A 21264-nucleotide genomic window follows, 5' to 3' on the forward strand; every position below is an offset into this window, starting at 1 on the left:
GAACTGCCGCTCCAGGAGTCGGAGGACCTGCTGGAGGCGCTGGTCGACACGTCCCTGCTGGAGTCGGCGGCACCGGGGCGGTACCGGTACCACGAAGGCCGCGCAGCTGGGGCCGAGGTGGCGGGGGGCCGGCAGGCGTACGGTCGTGAGGGTGGACACGACGGGGCGAGGGCGGTGCTGCACGGCGATGACCACGTTTTCGCTCTCACGTGGGCAGGGCTCCCCACCAGGGATCTCTCCCCTGCGGGCCCATAGGCTGGATTTATGAGCAACGAGGATGAAGTGCGGGTGCCGTTGGCGCACCGGGTGCCGGACCTGGGCGCGCTGGAGCTGCTGCTGGCAGTCGCGCGGCACGGCAGCCTGGGGCGCGCGGCGCGCGAACTCGGCATCACCCAGCCCGCCGCGAGCAGCCGGATCCGCTCGATGGAGCGCCAACTGGGGGTGGCGCTGGTCGACCGCTCCCCGCGTGGGTCGCGGCTGACGGACGCGGGGGCGCTGGTCACGGACTGGGCGCTGCGGGTCGTGGAGGCGGCGGAGGCGTTCGACGCGGGGGCGCAGGCGCTGCGCGGGCGGCGCGATTCGCGGCTGCGGGTGGCGGCTTCGATGACCATCGCGGAGTACCTGCTGCCCGGTTGGCTGATCGCGCTCAGGGCCGGGCGCCCCGGCACGGCGGTCTCGCTGCTGGCCGGGAACTCCGCGGCGGTGGCTCAGCGCCTGCTTGCGGGCGAGGCGGACCTGGGCTTCGTGGAGGGCCTGTCCGTGCCGGACGGCCTGGACGGGACGGTCATCGGCCACGACCGCCTCCTGGTGGTCGTGGCCCCGAGCCATCCGTGGGCCCGCCGCCGAGCCCCACTGACCCCGGCGGAACTGGCGGCCGCGCCGCTGATCCTGCGCGAACGGGGCTCGGGCACCCGCCAGGTCCTCGACTCGGCCCTGTCCGCCTGCGGCGGCCTGGCCGAACCGCTGATCGAACTCGCCTCCACCACTGCGGTAAAGGCAGCGGCGGTGAGCGGCGCCGGCCCGGCAGTCCTGAGCGAACTGGCGGTCACGGAGGAACTGACGGCGCGCCGCCTGACGAGCATCCCCCTGGACTCGGTCGACCTCCGCCGCGCCCTGCGCGCGGTCTGGCCAACCTCCCACCGCCCGACGGGCCCGGCGCGCGACTTGCTGACGCTGACGCGCGGGGGGCCGAGTTCGGGCTGACGGGGCGCGACGCCCCGCACCCTTACCCCGCCGCCCGGACCAGTGCCGACATCACCCGCATGTCGTCCCCCGCCTCGGGATGCCACTGGACCCCCAGTGCCCACCCCGGCCCCGACAGCTCCACCGCCTCCACCGTGCCGTCCTCCGCGTGCGCGCTCGCCACGAGGGCGTCGGCCAGGCGGTCCACCGACTGGTGGTGGTACGTCGGGACCGACGACTCTTCCGGGACGATCTCCGCGTACCGCGTCCCCGGGACCGGCTTGACGGTGTGGGCGCCGAAGACGCCCACACCCCCGACGTGCCCGTCCAGATGCTGGACCAGCGTCCCGCCGAGCGCCACGTTCAGCAGTTGCAGGCCCCGGCAGATCCCCAGCAGCGGCGTCCCGGACGCCAAAGCCGCCCGGATCAGGGCGAGTTCCCACCCGTCCCGGTCCCGCGCCGGCGGGCCCGTACGCGCCTCGGGCTCGGCCCCGTACCGTACGGGCTCGACATCCGCTCCGCCCGCGATCACCAGGCCGTCCAGCCGGGACACGACCCGCTCGGCCTGGGCCGGGTCGTCGGGCGGGAGGAGCGCCGCGAGGCCGCCGGCTGCCTGGACCAGGCGGGGGTATCCGGCCGGCAGCAGCGCCGCGGGCATCTCCCACACGCCCCACGCGGCCGGCTCCAGGTACGTGGTGACGCCGATGAGCGGCTTGGACACAGCGACTCCGTTCTCTTCCGTTCTGTTCTGTTCCATCTGGTTTCGTTTCCGGTTCAGTTTCGTTCGAGTTCGGCCTCGGCCGCCGCCAGTGCCGCGAACTCCTCCTCCGGCGCCCGCGCCACCAGATGATGGCGACTGTAGAACGCGAAGTAGGCGAGGGCGACGGCGTAGACGCCCAGCGCGATGAAGGCCGCGTCCTTGTCCACCAGGAACGTCGCCACCAGCGCGGACAGCGCGAGGATGAACGCGACGGACGAGGTGAGCGTGCCGCCAGGAGTGCGGTAGGGGCGCGGGAGCTCCGGCTCGCGGCGGCGCAGCACGATGTGCGACAGGGCCATCAGTGCGTAACTGATCGTCGCGCCGAAGACCGCGATGTTCAGCATCCGTGCGCCGTTCCCCGTCCCCGCCGCCAGCGCGAAGCCGATCGCCCCCGGGATCAGCAGCCCCAGGTACGGCGACTTGCGGCGGCTGGTGAGGGAGAGGAAGCGCGGGAGATAGCCGGCCCGGGAGAGCGCGAAGAGCTGGCGCGAGCCCGCGTAGATGAGCGAGAAGAAGGACGCGACCAGGCCCGCCAGCCCCGCGTAGTTGACGAAGCGGCTCAGCGGCGTCGGATCGCCGCTCCCCTGCAACGCCACCACCAGCGGGTTTCCGGCCTCTTGGATCGCGGCCGAACCCTGCGCGCCCGTCGAGGCGAAGAACGTCAGCACGGCCAGCAGCACCAGGATCCCCATCGAGATGGCCAGCGCCCGCGGCATCGAGCGCACCGGGTCCTTCGCCTCCTCCGCTGCCAGCGGCACGCCCTCGACACCGAGGAAGAACCACATGCCGAAGGGGAACGCCGCCCATATGCCGAGCAGGCCGAACGGCAGCCAGGAACCCGAGCCGAACGCATCCTTGTCGACGGGGATGTCGTCCAGACCTCCCGCGCTGAAGTCCGTGAACGCGCCGACCGCGAATATCAGCAGCGCCGTGACCGCGATCGCCGTCACCACCAGGCTGAAGCGCAGCGCCTCGCCGACGCCCCACAGATGGATGCCGATGAAGATCGCGAAGCAGGCGAGATAGACCGGCCAGCCGGACTCCAGGCCGAACAGGCCCAGCGATTCGACGTAGTCGCCGATGAAGATGGCGATCGCCGCGGGCGCGAGGATGTACTCGATGAGAATCGCGGTGCCGGTCAGGAACCCGCCCCAGGTGCCGAGCGCGCGGCGGGCGAAGCCGTAGCCGCCGCCCGCCGTCGGCAGGATCGCCGACAGCTCGGCGAGTGCGAAGACGAGACAGGCGTACATCGCGCCCATCAGCAGGGTGGCGATCGCGAGCCCGCCGAAGCCGCCCTTGGACAGGCCGATGTTCCAGCCGGAGAAGTCGCCGGAGACGACGTAGGCGACGCCGAGCCCCGTGAGGAGCAGCCAGCCGGCGCTGCCCCTGCGCAGGGCGCGCCGGTTCAGGTAGGCGTCGTCGGCGGGGGACTGGTCGCGTGTGGTGGTGCCTTCGGCCATGAGTTCGCTCCTGGCAGAGGTCAATGGTTTGTGCGGACACCTTTGCGGCAGGTATCCGGGATGCGCAAGCCCTGTGGGTAAAGCTGCGGTTACGGTTCGGACGCCGCCGAGGGTCAGGAGAGCGTAGAAGCCGAGGGTCAGGAGAGCGTAGAAGTGGAGCAGGGGAGAGGTCGGGAGAGGAGCAGGAGTGTCAGGAGAGAAAGCCGCGCAGCAGCGCCGCCGTCCCCTCGCAGTGCTCCCGCATCACCTCGCGCGCCGCGTCCGCGTCCCGGTCGAGCACCGCGTCGACCAGCGCGGTGTGCTGGTGCTGCGAGTGCTCGAGGTTGCGTACGAGCAGCGGAATGCAGTCCAGCAGATCGTTCAGCGTGGCGCGCACCGCGGCGTATCGCGCGGTCAGCGTGGGGGAGCCGGACAGCTCGGCGAGGGTCAGATGCAGCAGCGTGTCCTGGCGCCGGTACTCGGCGAGCGGCGCGTCGTGCGTCGCGGTAAGGGCCGTACGCAGCCGGTCCGCGCCCTCGTCGGACAGGCCGTGCGCGGCGCACAGCCCGGCGGCCCCCACCTCCAGCACCTCGCGGAAGCGAAGGGTGTCCTCGACGTCCACATCCGCCACGCGTCGGCGCAGCTCGTCCTCGCCGTGGGCGTCGGGGCGGTGCAGCACGAACGTTCCGCCGTAGCGGCCGCGCCTGCTCTCAACGAGCCCCTGCTCGGTGAGCACCTTCAGTACCTCGCGCAGCGTGACCCGGCTGATCCCCATCCGGTCCGCGAGTTCGCGCTCCGCGGGCAGCCGTTCGCCCCCGGCGACCAGTCCGAGGCGCAGCAGCTGAAGAATCTGTTCCAGTGCTTCCTCGAAGCCGTTGCCCGCGCGCACGGGGCGCAGCACGGGCGTCAGCGGATCGGCCGCATCGTTCTTCTTCACCACGTCGCCGTTTCCTCTTCCCATGCAATGGTCTTCAGTAATACCTTATGGCTTCCGGCTGGCCCAAGGAGGCGTAATCCCGTGGCAGACCGCAAACCCCCGCTCGGGGTCGAGGAGCTTCGCATCCTCGTCGCGGGCGGTGAGATCGACACAGTCGTCCTGGCGTTCCCCGATATGCAGGGGCGGCTCCAGGGCAAGCGGTTCGCCGCCCCCTTCTTCCTGGACGAGGTCCTGGAACACGGCACCGAGGGCTGCAACTACCTCCTCGCCGTCGACACCGAGATGAACACCGTCGACGGTTACGAGATGTCCTCGTGGGAGCGCGGCTACGGCGACTTCGCCATGCACCCCGACCTCACCACACTGCGCCGAATCCCCTGGAACGAGGGCACCGCGCTGCTCGTCGCCGACCTCGCCTGGAACGACGGCTCATCCGTCGTCGCCGCGCCCCGCCAGGTCCTGCGCCGCCAACTGGACCGCCTTGCCGAGCACGGCTTCACGGCGCACGTCGGCACGGAGCTCGAATTCATCGTCTTCAAGGACACCTACGAGGAGGCCTGGGACCGCAACTACCGCGATCTCGTCCCGGCCAACCAGTACAACATCGACTACTCCGTCCTCGGCACCGGCCGCATCGAGCCGCTGCTGCGCCGGATCCGCAACGAGATGGCGACCGCCGGTCTGGTCGTCGAGTCCGCCAAGGGCGAGTGCAACCCCGGTCAGCACGAGATCGCCTTCAAGTACGACGAAGCCCTGGTCACCTGCGACCAGCACGCCGTCTACAAGACCGGCGCGAAGGAGATCGCCTCCCAGGAGGGCGTCTCGCTCACCTTCATGGCCAAGTACAACGAGCGCGAGGGCAACTCATGTCATATCCACCTCTCGCTCCAGGACGAGACCGGCGCGAACGTCATGGCGGGCGACGGACCCGGCGGAATGTCGCAGGTCATGCACCACTTCCTGGCCGGACAGCTGGCCGCGCTGCGTGACTTCTCGCTGCTGTACGCGCCCAACATCAACTCGTACAAGCGCTTCCAGCCCGGCTCCTTCGCGCCGACCGCCGTCGCCTGGGGCTACGACAACCGCACCTGTGCGCTGCGCGTCGTCGGCCACGGCCGCTCGATGCGGTTCGAGAACCGGCTGCCGGGCGGCGACGTCAATCCCCACCTGGCCGTCGCGGGCCTTGTCGCGGCCGGTCTGTACGGCATCGAGCAGCAGCTGGAACTGCCGGACGAGTGCTCCGGGAACGCGTACACCGCCGGATACGCGCAGGTGCCCACCACACTGCGCGAAGCGGCCGAACTCTGGGAGAACAGCCCCATCGCCACGGCCGCATTCGGCGACGAAGTCGTCGCGCACTACCGCAACATGGCGCGGGTCGAGCTCGAAGCCTTCGATGCCGCGGTGACCGACTGGGAGCTCCGCCGCTCCTTCGAACGTCTGTGAGGCACGTTTTGCCGTACGCGTACCACGAGGTGCTCAACCCCGCGACCGGGCAGGTCGTCGAGACCGTCCGGGCGACGACGGCCGCCGAGGTCGACGCCGCCGTCGCACGGGCCGCGAAGGCCCAGCAGGGCTGGGCGGCCGCCGCACCCGCCGACCGGGCCAGGCTGCTGCGCCGCTTCGCCGCGGTCGTCGACGAACACCTCGAAGAACTCGCCCTGTTGGAGGTGCGCGAGGCCGGGCACACCATCGGCAACGCCCGCTGGGAAGCGGGCAACGTCCGCGACCTCCTCGACTTCGCGGCCGGGGGAGTCGAGCGCCTGAATGGCCGTCAGATTCCCGTCGCGGGCGGCCTCGACATCACCATCCTCGAACCGCTCGGCGTCATCGGGGTGATCGCGCCCTGGAACTTCCCCATGCCGATCGCCGCCTGGGGCACGGCCCCGGCCCTCGCCGCCGGCAACGCCGTCCTCCTCAAGCCCGCGGAGACCACCCCGCTCACCGCGCTGCGGCTGGCCGACCTCGCCCTGGAGGCAGGTCTGCCCGAGCACCTGTTCCAGGTGCTGCCGGGCGCGGGCGACGAAGCGGGCAACGCGCTGGTCGAGCACCCGGGGGTCGCGAAGATCGTGTTCACCGGCTCCACCCGCGTCGGCAAGCAGATCATGGCCAAGTGCGCGGACCGCGTGAAGCGCGTAACCCTCGAACTCGGCGGCAAGAGCCCCAACATCGTCTTCGCCGACTCCGACCTCGAAGCCGCGGTCGCCGCCACCCCCATGTCCTTCCTGGACAACAGCGGCCAGGACTGCTGCGCCCGCACCCGCATCCTGGTGCAGAGCTCGGTGTACGACCGCTTCCTCGACCTTCTCGCCCCGGCGATCGAGTCCGTCGTCGTCGGCGACCCCGCCGACGAGAACACCCAGATGGGCCCGCTGATCTCGCAGGCGCAGCTGGAGCGGGTACGTGGGTACGTCCCCGACGAGCTGAAGGCGATCCGCGGCACCGCCCCGCAAGGCCCCGGTTTCTGGTTCCCGCCGACCGTCCTCACCGACCTCGCGCCGGACGCCCCCGCCGCCTGTGAAGAGGTCTTCGGCCCGGTCGCCGTCGTCCTCCCCTTCGACGACGAGGCCGACGCGATCCGGCTCGCCAACGCCACCGAGTACGGCCTGTCCGGCTCCATCTGGACCCGCGACGTCGGCCGGGCGATCCGCGTCTCCCGCGCCGTCGCCGCCGGCAACCTCTCCGTCAACTCCCACTCCAGCGTCCGCTACTGGACGCCGTTCGGCGGCTACCGGCAGTCCGGTCTCGGCCGCGAACTCGGCCCCGACGCCCTCACCGCTTTCACCGAAACCAAGAACGTCTTCATCAGCACGGAGGCCTGAAGCAATGACCGCCCAGAACATCTGCCGCCGCCTGGTCGGCCGTACCGCCGTCATCACCGGCGCCGGCAGCGGCATCGGCCTGGCCACCGCGCGCCGCCTCGCCACCGAGGGTGCCAACGTCGTCTGCGCCGACATCGACGAGACCGCGGGCAAGGCCGCGGCCGAGGAGGTCGGCGGCACGTTCGTACGCGTCGACGTCACCGACGCCGAGCAGGTCGAGGCGCTGTTCAAGACCGCGTACGACACCTATGGCAGCGTCGACATCGCCTTCAACAACGCGGGCATCTCGCCGCCCGACGACGACTCGATCCTCACCACGGGCCTGGAGGCCTGGAAGCGTGTCCAGGAGGTCAACCTCACCTCCGTCTTCCTGTGTTGCAAGGCCGCCATCCCTTACATGCAGCGCCAGGGCCGCGGCTCGATCATCAACACGGCGTCGTTCGTGGCCGTCATGGGCGCGGCGACCTCCCAGATCTCGTACACCGCGTCCAAGGGCGGAGTGCTCGCCATGTCGCGCGAGCTCGGCGTGCAGTTCGCCCGCGAGGGGATCCGGGTGAACGCGCTGTGCCCGGGGCCGGTCAACACCCCGTTGCTGCAGGAGCTGTTCGCCAAGGATCCGGAGCGCGCCGCGCGCCGCCTGGTCCACATCCCGGCCGGACGGTTCGCGGAGGCGGACGAGATCGCCGCCGCCGTGGCCTTCCTCGCCAGCGACGACTCCTCGTTCATCAACGCGTCGGACTTCCTCGTCGACGGCGGAATCGCGGGCGCGTACGTCACTCCCGTGTAGAAGCACGGAAGCGGCCCCCCTAGGGTGGCCGGATGAGCATGACGACCCCGGCGGGCTGGTACCCGGACCCCAACGTGCCCGGCAGCGAGCGCTGGTGGGACGGGACCGCCTGGACCGCGCACACCCGCCCGGTCCAGGCGGAGGCCCCCGTCCCGGCCCCGTCCCAGGCCGCCGGGTTCGGTCCGCCGGCCGTGCCGACGCGGCAGGCGGCACCCGGAGGCGGCGGCAAGGCGCGGCTGGTGGCGCTCGGCGCCGCGGGCGTGGTGCTCGTCGCGGCGGTCGCCACCGGCGCGGTGCTGCTCGGGACGGACGACGACGGTACGAAGCCGAAGTCCGCACCGAGCGTTTCCGAACCGGCCCCGACGACGGCGGATCCGAAGAACAGCCAGGCCCCTACCCCGCCCGCGAGCGACGACTCCGCGCTGCTGACCGACCAGCTCAACGGCATCACCATGGCCGTCCCCGAGGGCTGGGAGAAGTCCGACAGCTCCCTCGACGAGGGCACCACGATGGTGACGGACGAGACCTACGACTGCCCGGGAGGAGGCTCCTCGCTCTGCCGGCACGGCCGGGTGTCGTCGATCACCGCCGGCCAGACCGATGTGAACTCGCCCGCGACCCTCGCCAAACAGGACATCGAGACGGCGGCGGACAAGGCGTACGAGGAGGACACCCTCGGCACTCGCATCTTCGGCGGCATCAAGTCCCACACCGTGCTCAAGTCCCAGTCCATCGCGGTGGCCGGGCGTGCGGGCTATCTGGTGCGCTGGCGGGTCATCACCGGAGCGGGCCCTGGCGGGTATGTCCAGTCGTTGGCCTTCCCCTCGACGGTGGGCACCGGGGCGATGGTCGTCGTCCGCTTCGCCTTCGACGCGGGTCCGGACGGGCCGAAGCTCGCCGACATGGACAGGATCGCCGCGAGCATCCGCCCGATCGGCGACTCCACGAGCGGCGGCGTGGGCAGCAGCATCGGCCCGGACCAGAGCTGACGGCCGGCCAGTGGCTCGTCGCGCAGCCTCGACCGGGCAAATCGACGTGCATCTCTGCGGTCAGCAGAGTGTCTCCAGGGTTCGACGCGCCGGCTCCAGAATGGAGCGGGCTTGAGTGAGCTCGCCGGCACCTGGTCGAACAGGATGATGACCGGGCCCGGCCCCCGCTGTCGGGAGCGGGGGGCGGGCCCGGAGTACTGAGGCCCCCGGTGGTAGGCCGGTCTGTCAAGCGTCGGCGCCCGCCAGGCTTGGCGGCCGCCACGTCGCGACTCGCGGGCAGCCGCGGCGTCAGACGCGCGCGTCTGCCAGTTCCACCGTGCACAGCGGGTCCTCGCGGAACGGCGCCAGCTGCGCTTCCGTCGCGCTCGCGTCCGTGATCAGCGTCCAGGGACGGGTGAACGTGGCCCACCAGTGCGACTCCTCGCGGCCCAGTTTCTCTGCGTCGACCAGCACATAGACCGCCCGCGACCGTGCGATCATCAGCTGCTTCAGCGACGCCTGTTCCGGCCGCGCCTCGCAGATGCCGCGGCCCGCCACCACACCGTCCGCGCCGAGGAAGACCGCGTCCGCCGTCAGCTGCGACACCGCCGACTCGGCCAGCGGGCCGACCGTCCCCAGGCTCAGGGGCCGCACCGTACCGCCGAGGACGATCAGCTCGATCCCCGGCACCCCGGCCAGGATGTCGACGGACGTCAGCCCCGGCGTGGCAACCGTCAGCCCGTCGTGGGTCGCCAGCCGGGACGCGAGCGCCCCCACCGTCGTACCCGCATCAAGGAGGACCAGCCGGCAGCCAGCCACATGGGCCTCGGCCGCGCGGGCGATCGCCGCCTTCTCGGCGCGGGCGAGCGTCTCCCGCTCCTGCAGCGGCTGCTCCTCCGCGCCGCCCGGCGACAGCGCGCCGCCGTACGTACGGACGACCTCGCCGGACTCCGACAGCCGCGTCAGGTCCCGGCGGACGGTCGACTCGGACACGCCGTACCGTTTGGCCAGTTCCCTCACCGACAGGGGCCGCACCTGCAGCAGGTCGCGGATCTCCTGGCGCCGCTGCGCCCCGCTCACGCCGCATTCTCTTCGGACCCGGTACCCGCCGCCGCACCGCCCCGTCGCGGCGCCAGTTCCACGGCCTGGCGCAGCGCCTCGACCATCGACGCCTCGTCGGCGCGGCCGGTGCCCGCGATGTCGAACGCGGTCCCGTGGTCGACGCTGGTGCGGATGACGGGCAGGCCGACGGTGATGTTGACACCGGCGTCCAGGCCGAGCACCTTCACCGGGCCGTGGCCCTGGTCGTGGTACATGGCGACGACCAGGTCGAAGTCGCCGCGCACGGCGCGGAAGAACACGGTGTCGGCCGGGAGCGGGCCCTGCGCGTCGATGCCCTCGGCGCGGAGCTTCTCGATCGCGGGGACGACCTTGGCCTCCTCCTCGCCCTGCCCGAACAGGCCGTTCTCGCCGGCGTGCGGGTTGATGCCGCACACCGCGATGCGCGGGGCGGCGATGCCCGTGGCGACCAGTGTCTTGTACCCGCGGCGGATGGTCCGTTCCACCAGGCCCGGCTCGATCTTCGCGACCGCGTCGACCAGTCCGATGTGCGTGGTGACGTGGATGACGCGCAGTTTCGGCGCCGACAGCAGCATCGACACCTCCGGGGTGCCGGTCAGGTGGGCGAGCAGTTCGGTGTGGCCCGGGTACTTGTGGCCGGCCGCGTGCAGCGCCTCTTTGTTCAGCGGCGCCGTGCAGATCGCGTCGACGCGCCCCTCGGTGGCGAGCCGGGTGGCCGCCTCGATGTACCGGTAGGCACCCTCGCCGGCCACCGGCGACAGCTTCCCGAACGGCAGGTCCTCAGGGATGTTCGCGAGGTCCAGACAGTCCACGGTGCCGGGCTGATAGGCGGCCTCCTCGGGGGAGGCGACCGTGTTGACACGAAGACCGACACCTGTCAGTTCGGCCGCGCGGCGCAGCCGGGCCGCGTCTCCCACCACGAAGGGCAGGAAGGGAAGCGAAGCGGCGGCGCCGGCCAGCGCCTTGACGACGACCTCCGGTCCGACGCCGGCGGCGTCCCCCATGGTGATGGCGATTACAGGCTTGGACATGCGTCATCCTTCAGAATCTGTTGCGGTGGCACGGAAACGGTACGGGTCAGGCGGTGGCGGTCGCGGCGGCCGGGCCCCGCAGCGTCCGCGTGGCACGCAGCAGCGTCCCCGGATCGCCGAAGGCCCCGGCCTTGGTGATGACGGTCAGCCCGCCGGGCGTACGCATCCGTACCACCCCGGGCTCGACCTCGCCCTCGACCGCGAGCGTGTGCACGCCGACCGCGAGCAGCACGGCCCGCGCGGTCTCGCCGCCCGTGGCGACCAGGGCTCCCGCGCGGTCCAGACCGGCGCGCGTGACCTCGGCCAGTGCCACGGCGAACTGCTGGGCGCGCTCGGGCTCCACGGCCTGGGCGGGGTCGAGGAAGACAACGGCGTCGTCGCCCTCCGCGAGCGCGGTGCGCAGTTCGCGCATCGCGCGGGCGGCGCTGTGCGGCGCGGTCGTCACCTCGACCGGCACGGCGGGCAGTTCCTCGATGAGCGTGCGGCGCTGGGCGTGCGCCACCTCGCTCCGGCTCCCGACGCAGATGAGCGCCGGGCCGGGGGCCAAAAGGCCCGGCACGGCCGCGGACGGCGCGGCACCGGACGGTACGGCGGCAGCGGGAGCGGCGGGCGCTGCGGGACCGGACGCCGGATCCACGTCCGTCCGCAGCGGGCCCAGCTTGTGGGCCATGCCGCCGGAGCCGACCAGCAGTACGGGCAGGTCCGCCGAGGCCCGGACCGTGAGCGCGAGGTCCTCGTCGGTGAGCGCGTCGACGACCACCGCGTCGGCTGTGCCGGCCGCCGCCGCGAGGGCGCGGGACGGGTCGCCGTCCCGCAGTTCCGCGAGGCTCAGCAGCGCCACGGTCAGGCCCGCGGCCTCCAGCTGTTCGATGAGGGGGCGGCGGCCAGGGTGCCGTTCCTCGACGGGCTCGCCACCGAGGAGGACCCGGCCACCGACGACTGTGCGTCCCGTGGCGGGGAAGGCAGGGGCGACGACCGCGAGGTGACGCCCCCCTTCCCGCTCGTTCAGGGCCGACAGGCAGCCGCTGACCTCGGGACCGATGTTGCCTCGGAGCGTTGAGTCGATCTTCTTGTAGACCAGGGTCTGCGGCCCCGACCGGCGGATGGCCGCCGCGGCCCGGTCGGACGCGGCGCCGGCGGACGCGTAACGGGAGTCGGTGTCGATCGCGACCACCGTCGCCCGCGGCCACTGGGCCTCCGCGTACAGCAGCACCACCGTGTCGGCGCGCCCGGCGAGCGCGACGGCGCTGTCCGCCGCGCCCGACAGGTCGTCGGCGACGATGAGCAGCGAGGGGGACGGGGAGGTCATGTGATGCGGCGGTACCTGGCTCACCGGCGCGTGATCCCGTCGGTTGCCGCGGCGCCGGCGGGCGAGGGTATCGCCGCCGTGGTCTCGGCGGGCACGTCGTCGGCGATTGCCTCCGGCCGTACTCGCAGCAGCCTGCGGTGGTACGCGGCGGTGATGACCGGGGTGAGCAGGGAGGTCACCACCACGGAGGCGGCCACCAGCACGGTGGCCTTGTCGGCGGCTTCCTTGTACACGGGATTCGCGGCCGCGACGAGCGCGGGCACGGCGGCCGCGTTACCGGCGGTGCTGGCGGCCGCGAGGCCGGGCAGACCGTTGCCGCCGATCAGCCTGTCTGTCGCGAAGAGGGTGCTGCCACTGATGATCAGGACGAACAGGCCGAGGCCGAGGCCGAGCAGACCGGCCGTCCACACGGCGCCCAGGTCGATACCGGAGCCGAGCGCGAAGCCGAAGAAGGGGATGCACACCGGCACGGCGGCGCCGAGGAAGCGGCGCATCTCGGGGTCGAGGTTGCCCAGGATCATGCCGACGATGAGCGGCAGGATCGCACCGAGCATGGTCTGCCACGGGAAGGCGGACAGACCGGCGACGCCCAGCGTGAGCATCGTGAGGAACGGACCGGACTCCAGGCTCATCAGCGAGTACGCGGCCGCGTCCTTGGGCTTGCCGAACTGACCCATCAGCGCCATGTACAGGCCGCCGTTTGTGTCGTTGAGCGCGGCCACGATGGCCAGGGTCGACAGACCGGCGAACACCCCGCCGTTGACCGGGGTCTCGCCCAGGAAATGGCCCGCGATGACGCCGATCACGACCGCGACGCCGGCCTTCACGATGAGGAGCGCCCCGCCCTTCTTCAGGATGTAGGGCGTGGTGCGCAGTTCGATCGTGGCGCCCATACAGAGGTAGAACACCGCGAGGATCGTCAGCGCGCCCGAGAACAGTGCGCCCGTGAACGAGCCGAAGAACTCGCCGGTGCCGGAGTGGACGGTGTTGATCGCAGCGCCCACCAGCAGCGGGACGAGCATCATCCCGCCGGGCACGCGCTCCAGGCTTCTCTTGATCGGTATGGACATTGCGGCCTCTGCCTTCTATCGGCCCCATGAGGGTGTCGGCGACACGGCACACCCTCCCAAAGAAGAGGAACCGCGCGCTCCGCTGATGACGTGGACATTAAAGGTGTGTGCGCGCTTCGCGCAAGGTGCTTGAAACGTGCAATTTACAGAGTGTCCTCCATCTGGCGCGGGTGTGACGATCCGGTTGCAGCGGACATCGGGAACGTGTTGCACCCCAACTGGTCGGCCGTGGCGTGCTCTTGTCGGACAGGTCATCGCCGAGCAGGTCGTCGGCGAGGTGGTGCACGCTCGTGTCGATGCGCGCGGGTGAGGGGTGCGGCGAACCTGAGTGCGGCCGCGTGCACAGTCCGGGCTTGATGCGCGTAGTGCGCGGATGGCTCGAAAGAGTCCGCCGATCGGCCCGCAGACGGCCGACCTGACGGGTCTCCACCTGCTCTGATCAGCAGATGTTCACCTGAATGCCGTCTGGCGATCACGGGGTGCGGGAGTGTTTGTCGCCAACACGTCAAAGTGTAGCGGCGTCCTCCGTCCCCAATAATGGAGCTGCAATGCGCATTTCGCGCGTGCGTGTAGTGGTGGCCGCCGCCGCTGTACTTTCCATGGCGGCTACGGCCGCCTATGCCGATCCCGTGCTGTTCGGGTTCGGTAATGCCAAGATCGGCCGTCAGGCCGATGGCTCCGTCATCACCAGTACCGGTCAGCGCCTGACGCCGGCGGGTGTCACCGCCGAGCTCACCGGCCGGCCGCTGGACGAGGCGATCCGCCCTGACGGCAAGACCGCGGTGCTGCTCAACGCTCAGGGTTCGCTGCTCGTGGTTCTGGACCTTGCTACCCACAAGGTTGTGCAGAACTTCGCGGTTGCGGGCGCCAGTGCCTCGTACGCGGGTGTCGCCTACAGCCCCGACGGCAACGAGGTGTATGCCTCGTCGGCCAACGGGAGGATTGTGCGGGCGGCTGTGGCGGCCGATGGCACGCTGAGCAACGCCCGGACCATCACGCTTCCGCAGACCAGCGGCAACCCCTACCCGGGTGGTCTGGCTGTCTCACCCGACGGCAAGACGCTGTATGCGGCGCTGAGCCGGAACAACAGCCTGGCCGAGATCGATCTGGTGGCCGGTCAGGTTGTCCGGGAGATCCCGGTCGGGAACGCGCCGCATGCCGTTGTCGTCAAGGACGGCAAGGCGTATGTCACCGATCAGGGCGGGCGGAAGGCCGCGGAGGGTGACCGGACGGTCAACTCCGCGGGAACGCCTATTGTGGCCGACCCGGTGACCGGGGCGCCGGCCACCGGAACTGTTTCTGTGGTCGACCTGGCCGCGGGCAAGACCGTGCGCAACGTCCCGGTCGGGCTGCAGCCGACGGGGGCCACGATGCACGGCGACGCGCTGTTCGTCACCAACAGTTCCTCCGACACGATCTCGGTCATCGACACCCGTAATCCGTCCCGGGTGCAGACGATCGATGTGCGTCCGCTGCCGCGTCTGCCGAAGGGGAGTCAGCCCAACGGGGTGACTTTCGTCGGCAAGGACCAGTTGGTGGTCACCCTGGGCCGTACGAACGCTCTGGCGGTGTACCGGTGGAAGGGGTTCGGGGGCTCGGCTGAGTTCCGTGGCCTGGTGCCCACCGGCTTCTACCCGACAGCGGTTCTCGGCGACGAGGCGCACGGTCAGCTTGTGGTGGCCAACGGCAAGGGTGTCGGCTCGCTCGGCCCCGCGAACGCGGACGGCGGCCGCAGGGTGCAGGCCCTGGTCGGCAGCGCCGAGTTCGTGGACATCCCCAGCCTGAACAAGCTGGGCAAGTACACCAAGCAGGTGCTTGAGAACAACGGCCTGAACTCGTCGACGGCATACGACCACGCCCGCAAGAATGTCAAGCCGGTGCCGGTCCCGGAGCGGGTCGGTGAGCCCTCGACGATCAAGCATGTGTTCTACATCATCAAGGAGAACCGGACCTACGACCAGGTTCTCGGTGATGTCGACAAGGGTGAGGGTGACGTCAAGCTGACTCAGTTCGGCAAGGAGGTGACTCCGAACCAGCACGCCATGGTGGAGCAGTTCCCGCTGATGGACAACTTCTACGCCGACGGTGATCTGTCCGCGGACGGCCACCAGTGGGCGACGCAGGCCAACGTGCCGGACTATCTGGAGAAGTCGTTCGGCTCGTTCGTGCGCAGCTATCCGTTCAACGGTGGCGACTCCATGGCGTACCTGCCGACCGGCTTCCTGTGGGGTGCGGCCACGAAGGCCGGCAAGTCCGTGTCCGTGATGGGTGAGTACGCGCCGCAGTTCACCGGTCCGGGAAACTTCGGCCCGTGGGCGGACTGGTACAAGGACTCCAAGATCCTGTCCGGTGAGGAGTCCGGGGAGCTGCACGCGCCCCCGCACAACTTCCAGGCCAAGGCTGACGTGCCGGGGCTTGACCCGCTGCTGGTGAGGGACTACCCGAACTACAACAACGGTATCCCCGACGCGTACCGCTACGAGATCTTCAAGCAGCAGTTCGACGGGTGGCAGAAGAACGGCGACCTGCCCGCCCTGACGGTCATGCATCTGCCCGACGACCACACCGCGGGCTCGGCGTCCAACTTCCCCACCCCGCGAGCCATGGTCGCCGACAACGACCTTGCCCTGGGCAAGATCGTCAGTGACATCGCGAAGAGCAAGTACTGGAAGGACTCGGCCATCTTCGTGACCGAGGACGACTCCCAGGCCGGCACCGACCACATCGACGGACACCGCACCACCGGCTACGTCATCAGCCCGTGGACCAAGCGCGGGAGTGTCGACAGCACCTACTACACCCAGGTCAACATGGTGCGGACCATCGAGCAGATCCTCGGTCTGCCGCCGATGAACCAGATGGACCTCGCGGCACCCCCGATGAACACCCTGTTCACCACCAAGCCGGACTACACACCGTACGCCCTGCGGCCCAACCAGATACCGCTGGACGAGATGAACCCGGGTTCCGCCCCGAGCAGCTCGGCGACCGCCGCCGACAAGCCGACCGGTATCGAGAAGGAGTGGGTCGAAGCCAGCAACGCGATGGGCTTCGGTGACCCCACCACCCCGCCGGACGCCACCGACCGCAACGTGCTCAACCACGCGGTGTGGTACGCGACCGAGGGCTACGACAAGCCCTACCCGGGCGAGAGCCGGGTGCTCCACCCGAACGAGGTGCCCAGGATCGAGGGCGCGGTGGACCCGGAGGACGCCTACACCCCGCTGAAGTAACACACCCCCGGCAGTTGCCGGAGACCACCGCTGAACCGGCGCCGTGAGGCCCACGGTTCCGGGCGAGGAGAACCCCGCCCGGAACCGCGCCTCGTGGCCGCCGCATCACCGGGACGAGGCGGGCGCGGCAGGGGAACGGCCCTTTCGGGCGGGTTCCCCCGCCGCGCCCGCCCCAGCACGCCACGGCGGAGTCCCGCTTCTTGTTCGCACACAGAAAGGCAATCAGGTGGATGGGCACACAGTTGACGACGATTCCTCGGCCGGCTACGCGGTCGACATCCGGGGACTGATCAAGAACTTCGGCGAGTTGACCGCCGTCGCCGGAGTGGATCTGCGGATTGAGGCCGGTCGGGTGCACGGGCTCCTCGGGCCCAACGGCGCGGGCAAGACCACCCTGCTGCGGATGCTGTTCGGCCTGATCCGCCCGGACGGCGGCACGGTCGGCCTGCTCGGCAGGGCGAGCGGCCACGGACAGGGCCCGGTCGTGCTGGACGGAGTCGCGGGCTTCGTGGAAAGCCCCAGCTTCTACCCGTACCTGTCCGGCAGGCGCAATCTGGAACTGCTCGCCGCACTCGACGGCATCATCGCCGGCGCCGACAGGGAGAAGGCGATCGAGCAGGCCGTCGAACGCGCCGGACTGCTCGGGCGGGAGGGCCAGAAGGTCGGCGCCTACTCGTTCGGCATGCGCCAGCGCCTGGGTATCGCGGCAGCACTGCTGCGCGAACCGAAGCTTCTCGTTCTCGACGAGCCGGCGAACGGGCTCGACCCGGCCGGACTGCGCGATATGCGCTCCCTCATCGGCGAGTTGGCCGAAGGCGGCCTCACCGTTCTGCTGAGCAGCCACAACATGGCCGAGGTGGAGACGCTGTGCGACAGCGTCACCATCATGCGCACCGGCGGGGTCGTCTACGACGGCTCGATCGAGGACCTGCGCGCGCAGGCACCCGATCCCGGACACCTGCTGCGCACCGGCGACGACCGGCAGGCATTGGCCCTGGCCGGCGTTCATCCGGGCATCCGCGCCGAGGAGCACCCCGACGGCGGACTGTCCGTCCGGGCCGCTCAGGAAGCGCTGGACGGCTTTGTGATCGCCCTGGCCGGGGCGGGGATCGCCGTGCGCGGACTCCAGCTCGTCCAGACGCCGTTGGAGACGCTGTTCGCCATGCTCACGGAGGACACCGAGTCCGCCGCGGACGCCGGGCCGACCCAGGACACCCCCACGGCACCGATCTTCGAGGACAGGAACGCGGCCGCCGCCGAACCGATGAAGCCGGTCGGCAGCGCATCAGGAGGAGCACGATGAGCCAGACAGCCCTTCCCGCCGCCGGCCCCGTCCGAGCAGCGAGCGCCGCACGCCCATTGCGGGGCGCCACGGTGGTCTACCGCTGGGAGATACGGAAGCTGACCGCCCAATGGTGGGTCCGGACGAGCCTTGCCGTGTACTTCCTGGCACCGTTCGCGTTCGCAGCCGCCCTGCGCATGCAGGACACCCTGCCGTCCGACACGCTGTTCGGGCGCTGGGTGCACGACACCGGGTACGCCGCCCCGCTCGTGGTGCTGAGCTTCGCCGGACAGTACGCCCTTCCCCTGCTGGTCTGCATGGTTGCCGGAGACATCTTCGCCTCGGAGGACCGGCACGGTACCTGGAAGACCGTTCTGACGCGGTCGCACAGCCGCACCGACATCCTGGTGGGCAAGTCCCTGACGGCCGCCACCTACACGGTTGCCACGGTGGTGCTGACTGCGGTCGGATCCATCGCCTCGGGCATGCTGGTGCTCGGCCGACAGCCTCTCGTCAGCCTGTCCGGCAGCCTGGTGCCGTCCGGCAGGGCGGCCGAGCTGGTGGCGCTGAGCTGGGCCACCAACCTCCCGCCCGCGCTGGGATTCACCGCGCTGGGACTGCTGCTGTCGCTGGTCACCCGCAACAGCATCGCGGGCGCGCTGGGGCCGGCCCTGATAGCCGGAATCATGCAGATGCTCTCCTTCGTGGGCGGGCTCGGCATCGTCCGGCACCTTCTGCTGACCACCCCCTTCGACGCGTGGCACGGCCTGCTCGTCGCCGAGCCTTACTACGGGCCGCTGTGGGAGGGCCTGCTGGTCTGCGCCGGCTACATCGTGATCTTCATGGGTGCGGCCTACGTCGTACTCCGCCGCCGCGACTTCACCGAAGGCTGAAAGGAAAGCCCAGCCATGCTCATCACATCACCGACCCGGCGTGCAGCCTTCCGGCACCGGGCCCGCAGGACCGTGATCGCCGCCGCGGTCCTCGCCGCACTGCTCGGTACGGCCGGCTGCGGCGCGGAGGAGATCACCCGCGCCCGGGTGGAAGCGGCCGTCGGACCGACGTACAAGAACCTGTACCTGCTCCAGCATCAGATGCAGCACGGAACGAACGAGGCTCCGCCGCCGGTGCCCTCCACCGCGAACTGCACCAAGGGCGGCAGGGCCAACACCGAGGGCGGTCCCGGCACCGACTGGGCCTGCAAGGTGCGCTGGCTGGCGCCCACCGGCGCCGTCGTGGCCCTCACCTATGAAGTCGCGGTGCTGCCCAACGGCTGCTACACCGCCCAGGGGCCGTCCGGCCTGGTGGGACAGCAGAGGATCCGGGGCATGGACTGGACCGACCACACCAATCCGATCTACGAGTTCGACGGCTGTTTCGACACCAACAGCTGACACGCCAAGCCGGGGGACCAGCGGCAGGACTAGAGAAAGGTGCGGCCCTCGCCCCGGTACGTGGGCGCGGTGCCCGTCACCCGGTCACCCTCGATCATTTGCAGCGTGTCGAAGCGCTCGCACAGCTCCCCGGCCTTGGCGTGCCGGAACCACACCTTGTCGCCGATCAGCAGATCGTCGGCGGCCGAGCCGAGCAGTGGGGTCTGCACCTCGCCGGGCCCCTCCTGCGGGTCGTAGCGCAGCCCCTCCGGGAGACAGGGGACGGGCAGCCGGTCCGGGCCGGCCGCACCCGATGCCGGGTAGCCGCCGCCGAGCACCGTCACCACGCCCACGCCCGGCCTGCGCACCACAGGCTGGGCGAAGAGTGCGGCCGGACGCCCCGTGAACGAGGTGTAGTTGTCGAACAGCCGCGGGACATACAGCCCGGACCCGGCGGCGATCTCGGTCACCGCGTCCTCGGCCGCGGTGTGCTGGACGCTGCCGGTGCCGCCGCCGTTGACGAACTCCAGGTCCGGCGTCACGGCCCGCACCGCCCGCACGACCGCGGCCCGCCGGCCCGCCAGCTCCTTTCGGGCCGCGGACTGCATCAGCCGGACGGCCCGCGAACGCAGCGGACTGCCCGCCACGGCGTCCCCGACACCCGCCACATGCCCCTCGTACGCCATCAGCCCCACCAGCCGGAAGCCCGGGCGGCGCGCGATCGACCGCGCCAGCTCGGCCAGCTGGGCGGGCTCACGCAGCGGCGAACGCCGGGTCCCGATCCTTACCCTGCCGCCCAGCAGTTGCAGCGCGGTGTCGAGTTCCAGACAGACCCGGATCTCCTCCTTGCCGCCGGCCCGCGAGCGGTCGATCAGCTCCAGCTGCGCCGCGTCGTCGACCATCACGGTCACGGTGGCCGCGAGCTTGGGGTCGCCCGAGAGCTCCGCGAACCCGGCCCGGTCCGCGGAGGGGTAGGCCAGCAGTACGTCGTCGAACCCGGCCCGCGCCAGCCACAGCGACTCGTCCAGCGTGAACGACATGATCCCCGCGAACCCGTGGCGCGCCAGCACCCGCTCAAGGAGTGCCCGGCAGCGCACGGACTTGCTCGCCAGCCGGATGGGCTTGCCGCCCGCTCTGCGCACCAGATCGTCGGCGTTGGCGTCGAACGCGTCGAGATCGACGACTGCGAGCGGCGCGTCGAGGTGGGCGGTGGCCCTGTCGTAGCGGGCCCGGTCAGCGGCACGGGGAGTCATGGCCTGAGCTTGCCAGACCGAATTACCGGCAGGGTAGGGGGACGTTTTGCGCAGATCCCCCCGGACCCCTGGGCTCGTTCCCGCGGCGCGTGTTCCAGCCCGTAGAGTGACGCACAAGCGGAGACCAACGGGCCTGCCCCGAGAGGCGATCCGTTGGTGTACGTGGACGAGAATTCAGGGGGGGGCGGGATGAGCACGGAGGCGCGACGTCCTCCCGGCCCGGCCTCGCCTCAGCCCGACGACGGGGAGCCGACGCCGAGCACGTCCCGCATCACCGAGGCGGTGGTCCCGCCGGCCCCGAAGACGCTGCGGGCGTCGAGGATTGCGGAACTGGTTCCCCCGGAGCCGGTGCTCCCGCCGCCGGGGCCGGCGGCCCCGCGGCGTCCGGAGACACCGGCGGGCGAGCCGTCTGCCGGTGTCTCCGGACGGGCCCGGCCGGCTGTCCCGCCGTACTCGGAGACGCGGGCGGGCGAGCCCTCCGCCGACGCAGAGACCCGCACGGCGGTCCTGCGGCGTCCGGAGACACCGGCGGGCACGTCATCCGTCGCCGGTCAGGCCCGCCCGGCCGCCCCGCCGCACTCGGAGACGCGAGCGGGTGCGCCGTCTGTCGACGCTCAGGCCCGCCCGGCCGCGCCTGCGATCCGGCCCGCGGCCGGGGCCGGCGGCTTCGGTCGGACCGAGCCGGACGCGGCCGTCCCCGACATGCGGTCCGGGGTTGTGGACAGTGGCTCCGCAGGG

Annotated in this window: 19 protein-coding genes; 10 read left to right on the forward strand and 9 right to left on the reverse strand. The window is 71.0% G+C overall.

The window, feature by feature from the left end; genetic code table 11:
• On the forward strand, nt 1-255 hold a 255-nt coding region (locus ACWDO5_RS16525; RefSeq protein ID WP_450530984.1), incomplete at its 5' end, for a hypothetical protein.
• Between the two features lie 9 nt (nt 256-264).
• Nucleotides 265-1203, forward strand: coding sequence for a LysR family transcriptional regulator (locus ACWDO5_RS16530; protein WP_450530985.1), 939 nt, complete (start codon nt 265-267; stop codon nt 1201-1203).
• 22 nt (nt 1204-1225) lie between these two features.
• Here the strand turns inward: ACWDO5_RS16530 and ACWDO5_RS16535 are convergent, their stop codons facing one another.
• From ACWDO5_RS16535 to ACWDO5_RS16545, 3 genes are all read right to left on the reverse strand, one after another.
• Nucleotides 1226-1903 (reverse strand): gamma-glutamyl-gamma-aminobutyrate hydrolase family protein, encoded by a 678-nt coding sequence (locus ACWDO5_RS16535; protein WP_450531030.1) that lies wholly within the window; start codon nt 1901-1903, stop codon nt 1226-1228.
• A 53-nt stretch (nt 1904-1956) separates the two neighbouring features.
• Complete coding sequence (gene eat / locus ACWDO5_RS16540) at nt 1957-3402, reverse strand: ethanolamine permease (protein ID WP_450530986.1); 1446 nt, start codon at nt 3400-3402, stop codon at nt 1957-1959.
• Between the two features lie 190 nt (nt 3403-3592).
• On the reverse strand, nt 3593-4342 hold the full coding sequence (locus ACWDO5_RS16545) for a FadR/GntR family transcriptional regulator (protein WP_450530987.1): 750 nt from the start codon (nt 4340-4342) through the stop codon (nt 3593-3595).
• Nucleotides 4343-4399: 57 nt separating this feature from the next.
• Between ACWDO5_RS16545 and ACWDO5_RS16550 the strand changes: the two genes are divergently transcribed.
• Genes ACWDO5_RS16550 through ACWDO5_RS16565 form a run of 4 tightly spaced genes read left to right on the forward strand, consistent with a single transcriptional unit; the run spans nt 4400 to nt 8916 of the window.
• On the forward strand, nt 4400-5764 hold the full coding sequence (locus ACWDO5_RS16550; RefSeq protein WP_450530989.1) for a glutamine synthetase family protein: 1365 nt from the start codon (nt 4400-4402) through the stop codon (nt 5762-5764).
• Nucleotides 5731-7140, forward strand: a complete 1410-nt coding sequence (locus ACWDO5_RS16555) for an aldehyde dehydrogenase family protein (protein WP_450531031.1) — start codon at nt 5731-5733, stop codon at nt 7138-7140. The genes ACWDO5_RS16550 and ACWDO5_RS16555 overlap by 34 nt, the downstream gene beginning before the upstream one ends.
• Nucleotides 7141-7144: 4 nt before the next feature.
• The gene (locus ACWDO5_RS16560; RefSeq protein ID WP_450530990.1) at nt 7145-7927 is read left to right on the forward strand and encodes a 3-oxoacyl-ACP reductase; all 783 of its coding nucleotides are present in this window, start codon (nt 7145-7147) and stop codon (nt 7925-7927) included.
• Nucleotides 7928-7959: 32 nt separating this feature from the next.
• Nucleotides 7960-8916 (forward strand): DUF2510 domain-containing protein, encoded by a 957-nt coding sequence (locus tag ACWDO5_RS16565; RefSeq protein ID WP_450530991.1) that lies wholly within the window; start codon nt 7960-7962, stop codon nt 8914-8916.
• A 288-nt stretch (nt 8917-9204) separates the two neighbouring features.
• Here ACWDO5_RS16565 and ACWDO5_RS16570 read toward each other — a convergent pair whose 3' ends face one another.
• From ACWDO5_RS16570 to ACWDO5_RS16585, 4 genes are read right to left on the reverse strand one after another with little or no spacing between them, the layout of a single operon-like run.
• Nucleotides 9205-9975, reverse strand: coding sequence for a DeoR/GlpR family DNA-binding transcription regulator (locus ACWDO5_RS16570; RefSeq protein WP_450530992.1), 771 nt, complete (start codon nt 9973-9975; stop codon nt 9205-9207).
• On the reverse strand, nt 9972-11006 hold the full coding sequence (gene pdxA, locus ACWDO5_RS16575; protein ID WP_450530993.1) for a 4-hydroxythreonine-4-phosphate dehydrogenase PdxA: 1035 nt from the start codon (nt 11004-11006) through the stop codon (nt 9972-9974). The genes ACWDO5_RS16570 and pdxA overlap by 4 nt, the downstream gene beginning before the upstream one ends.
• A 46-nt stretch (nt 11007-11052) precedes the next feature.
• Nucleotides 11053-12315 carry a four-carbon acid sugar kinase family protein gene (locus ACWDO5_RS16580; RefSeq protein WP_450530994.1) on the reverse strand — a complete coding sequence of 421 codons (1263 nt, stop codon included), beginning with the start codon at nt 12313-12315 and terminating at the stop codon, nt 11053-11055.
• Nucleotides 12316-12335: 20 nt separating this feature from the next.
• Nucleotides 12336-13385 (reverse strand): 2-keto-3-deoxygluconate permease, encoded by a 1050-nt coding sequence (locus tag ACWDO5_RS16585; protein ID WP_450530995.1) that lies wholly within the window; start codon nt 13383-13385, stop codon nt 12336-12338.
• Nucleotides 13386-13933: 548 nt separating this feature from the next.
• Between ACWDO5_RS16585 and ACWDO5_RS16590 the strand changes: the two genes are divergently transcribed.
• The 4 genes from ACWDO5_RS16590 (at nt 13934) to ACWDO5_RS16605 (ending at nt 19294) form a co-directional block, all read left to right on the forward strand.
• Entirely contained in the window at nt 13934-16618 is a 2685-nt protein-coding gene (locus ACWDO5_RS16590; RefSeq protein WP_450530996.1) for a bifunctional YncE family protein/alkaline phosphatase family protein, read from the forward strand.
• 226 nt (nt 16619-16844) lie between these two features.
• Nucleotides 16845-17921 carry an ABC transporter ATP-binding protein gene (locus tag ACWDO5_RS16595; RefSeq protein ID WP_450530997.1) on the forward strand — a complete coding sequence of 359 codons (1077 nt, stop codon included), beginning with the start codon at nt 16845-16847 and terminating at the stop codon, nt 17919-17921.
• A complete protein-coding gene (locus ACWDO5_RS16600) occupies nt 17918-18793 on the forward strand; it encodes an ABC transporter permease subunit (RefSeq protein ID WP_450530998.1) in 876 nt (291 codons plus the stop codon). Before ACWDO5_RS16595 ends, ACWDO5_RS16600 begins: the two co-directional genes overlap by 4 nt.
• Nucleotides 18794-18808: 15 nt before the next feature.
• A complete protein-coding gene (locus ACWDO5_RS16605) occupies nt 18809-19294 on the forward strand; it encodes a hypothetical protein (RefSeq protein ID WP_450530999.1) in 486 nt (161 codons plus the stop codon).
• A 29-nt stretch (nt 19295-19323) separates the two neighbouring features.
• Here the strand turns inward: ACWDO5_RS16605 and ACWDO5_RS16610 are convergent, their stop codons facing one another.
• Both ACWDO5_RS16610 and ACWDO5_RS16615 read right to left on the reverse strand, forming a co-directional pair.
• Entirely contained in the window at nt 19324-20526 is a 1203-nt protein-coding gene (locus tag ACWDO5_RS16610; RefSeq protein ID WP_450531000.1) for an amino acid deaminase/aldolase, read from the reverse strand.
• Between the two features lie 230 nt (nt 20527-20756).
• Nucleotides 20757-21026, reverse strand: a complete 270-nt coding sequence (locus tag ACWDO5_RS16615; protein ID WP_450531001.1) for a hypothetical protein — start codon at nt 21024-21026, stop codon at nt 20757-20759.
• Nucleotides 21027-21264: the final 238 nt, after the last annotated feature.

The sequence above is a fragment of the Streptomyces sp. NPDC000880 genome (assembly GCF_053599675.1).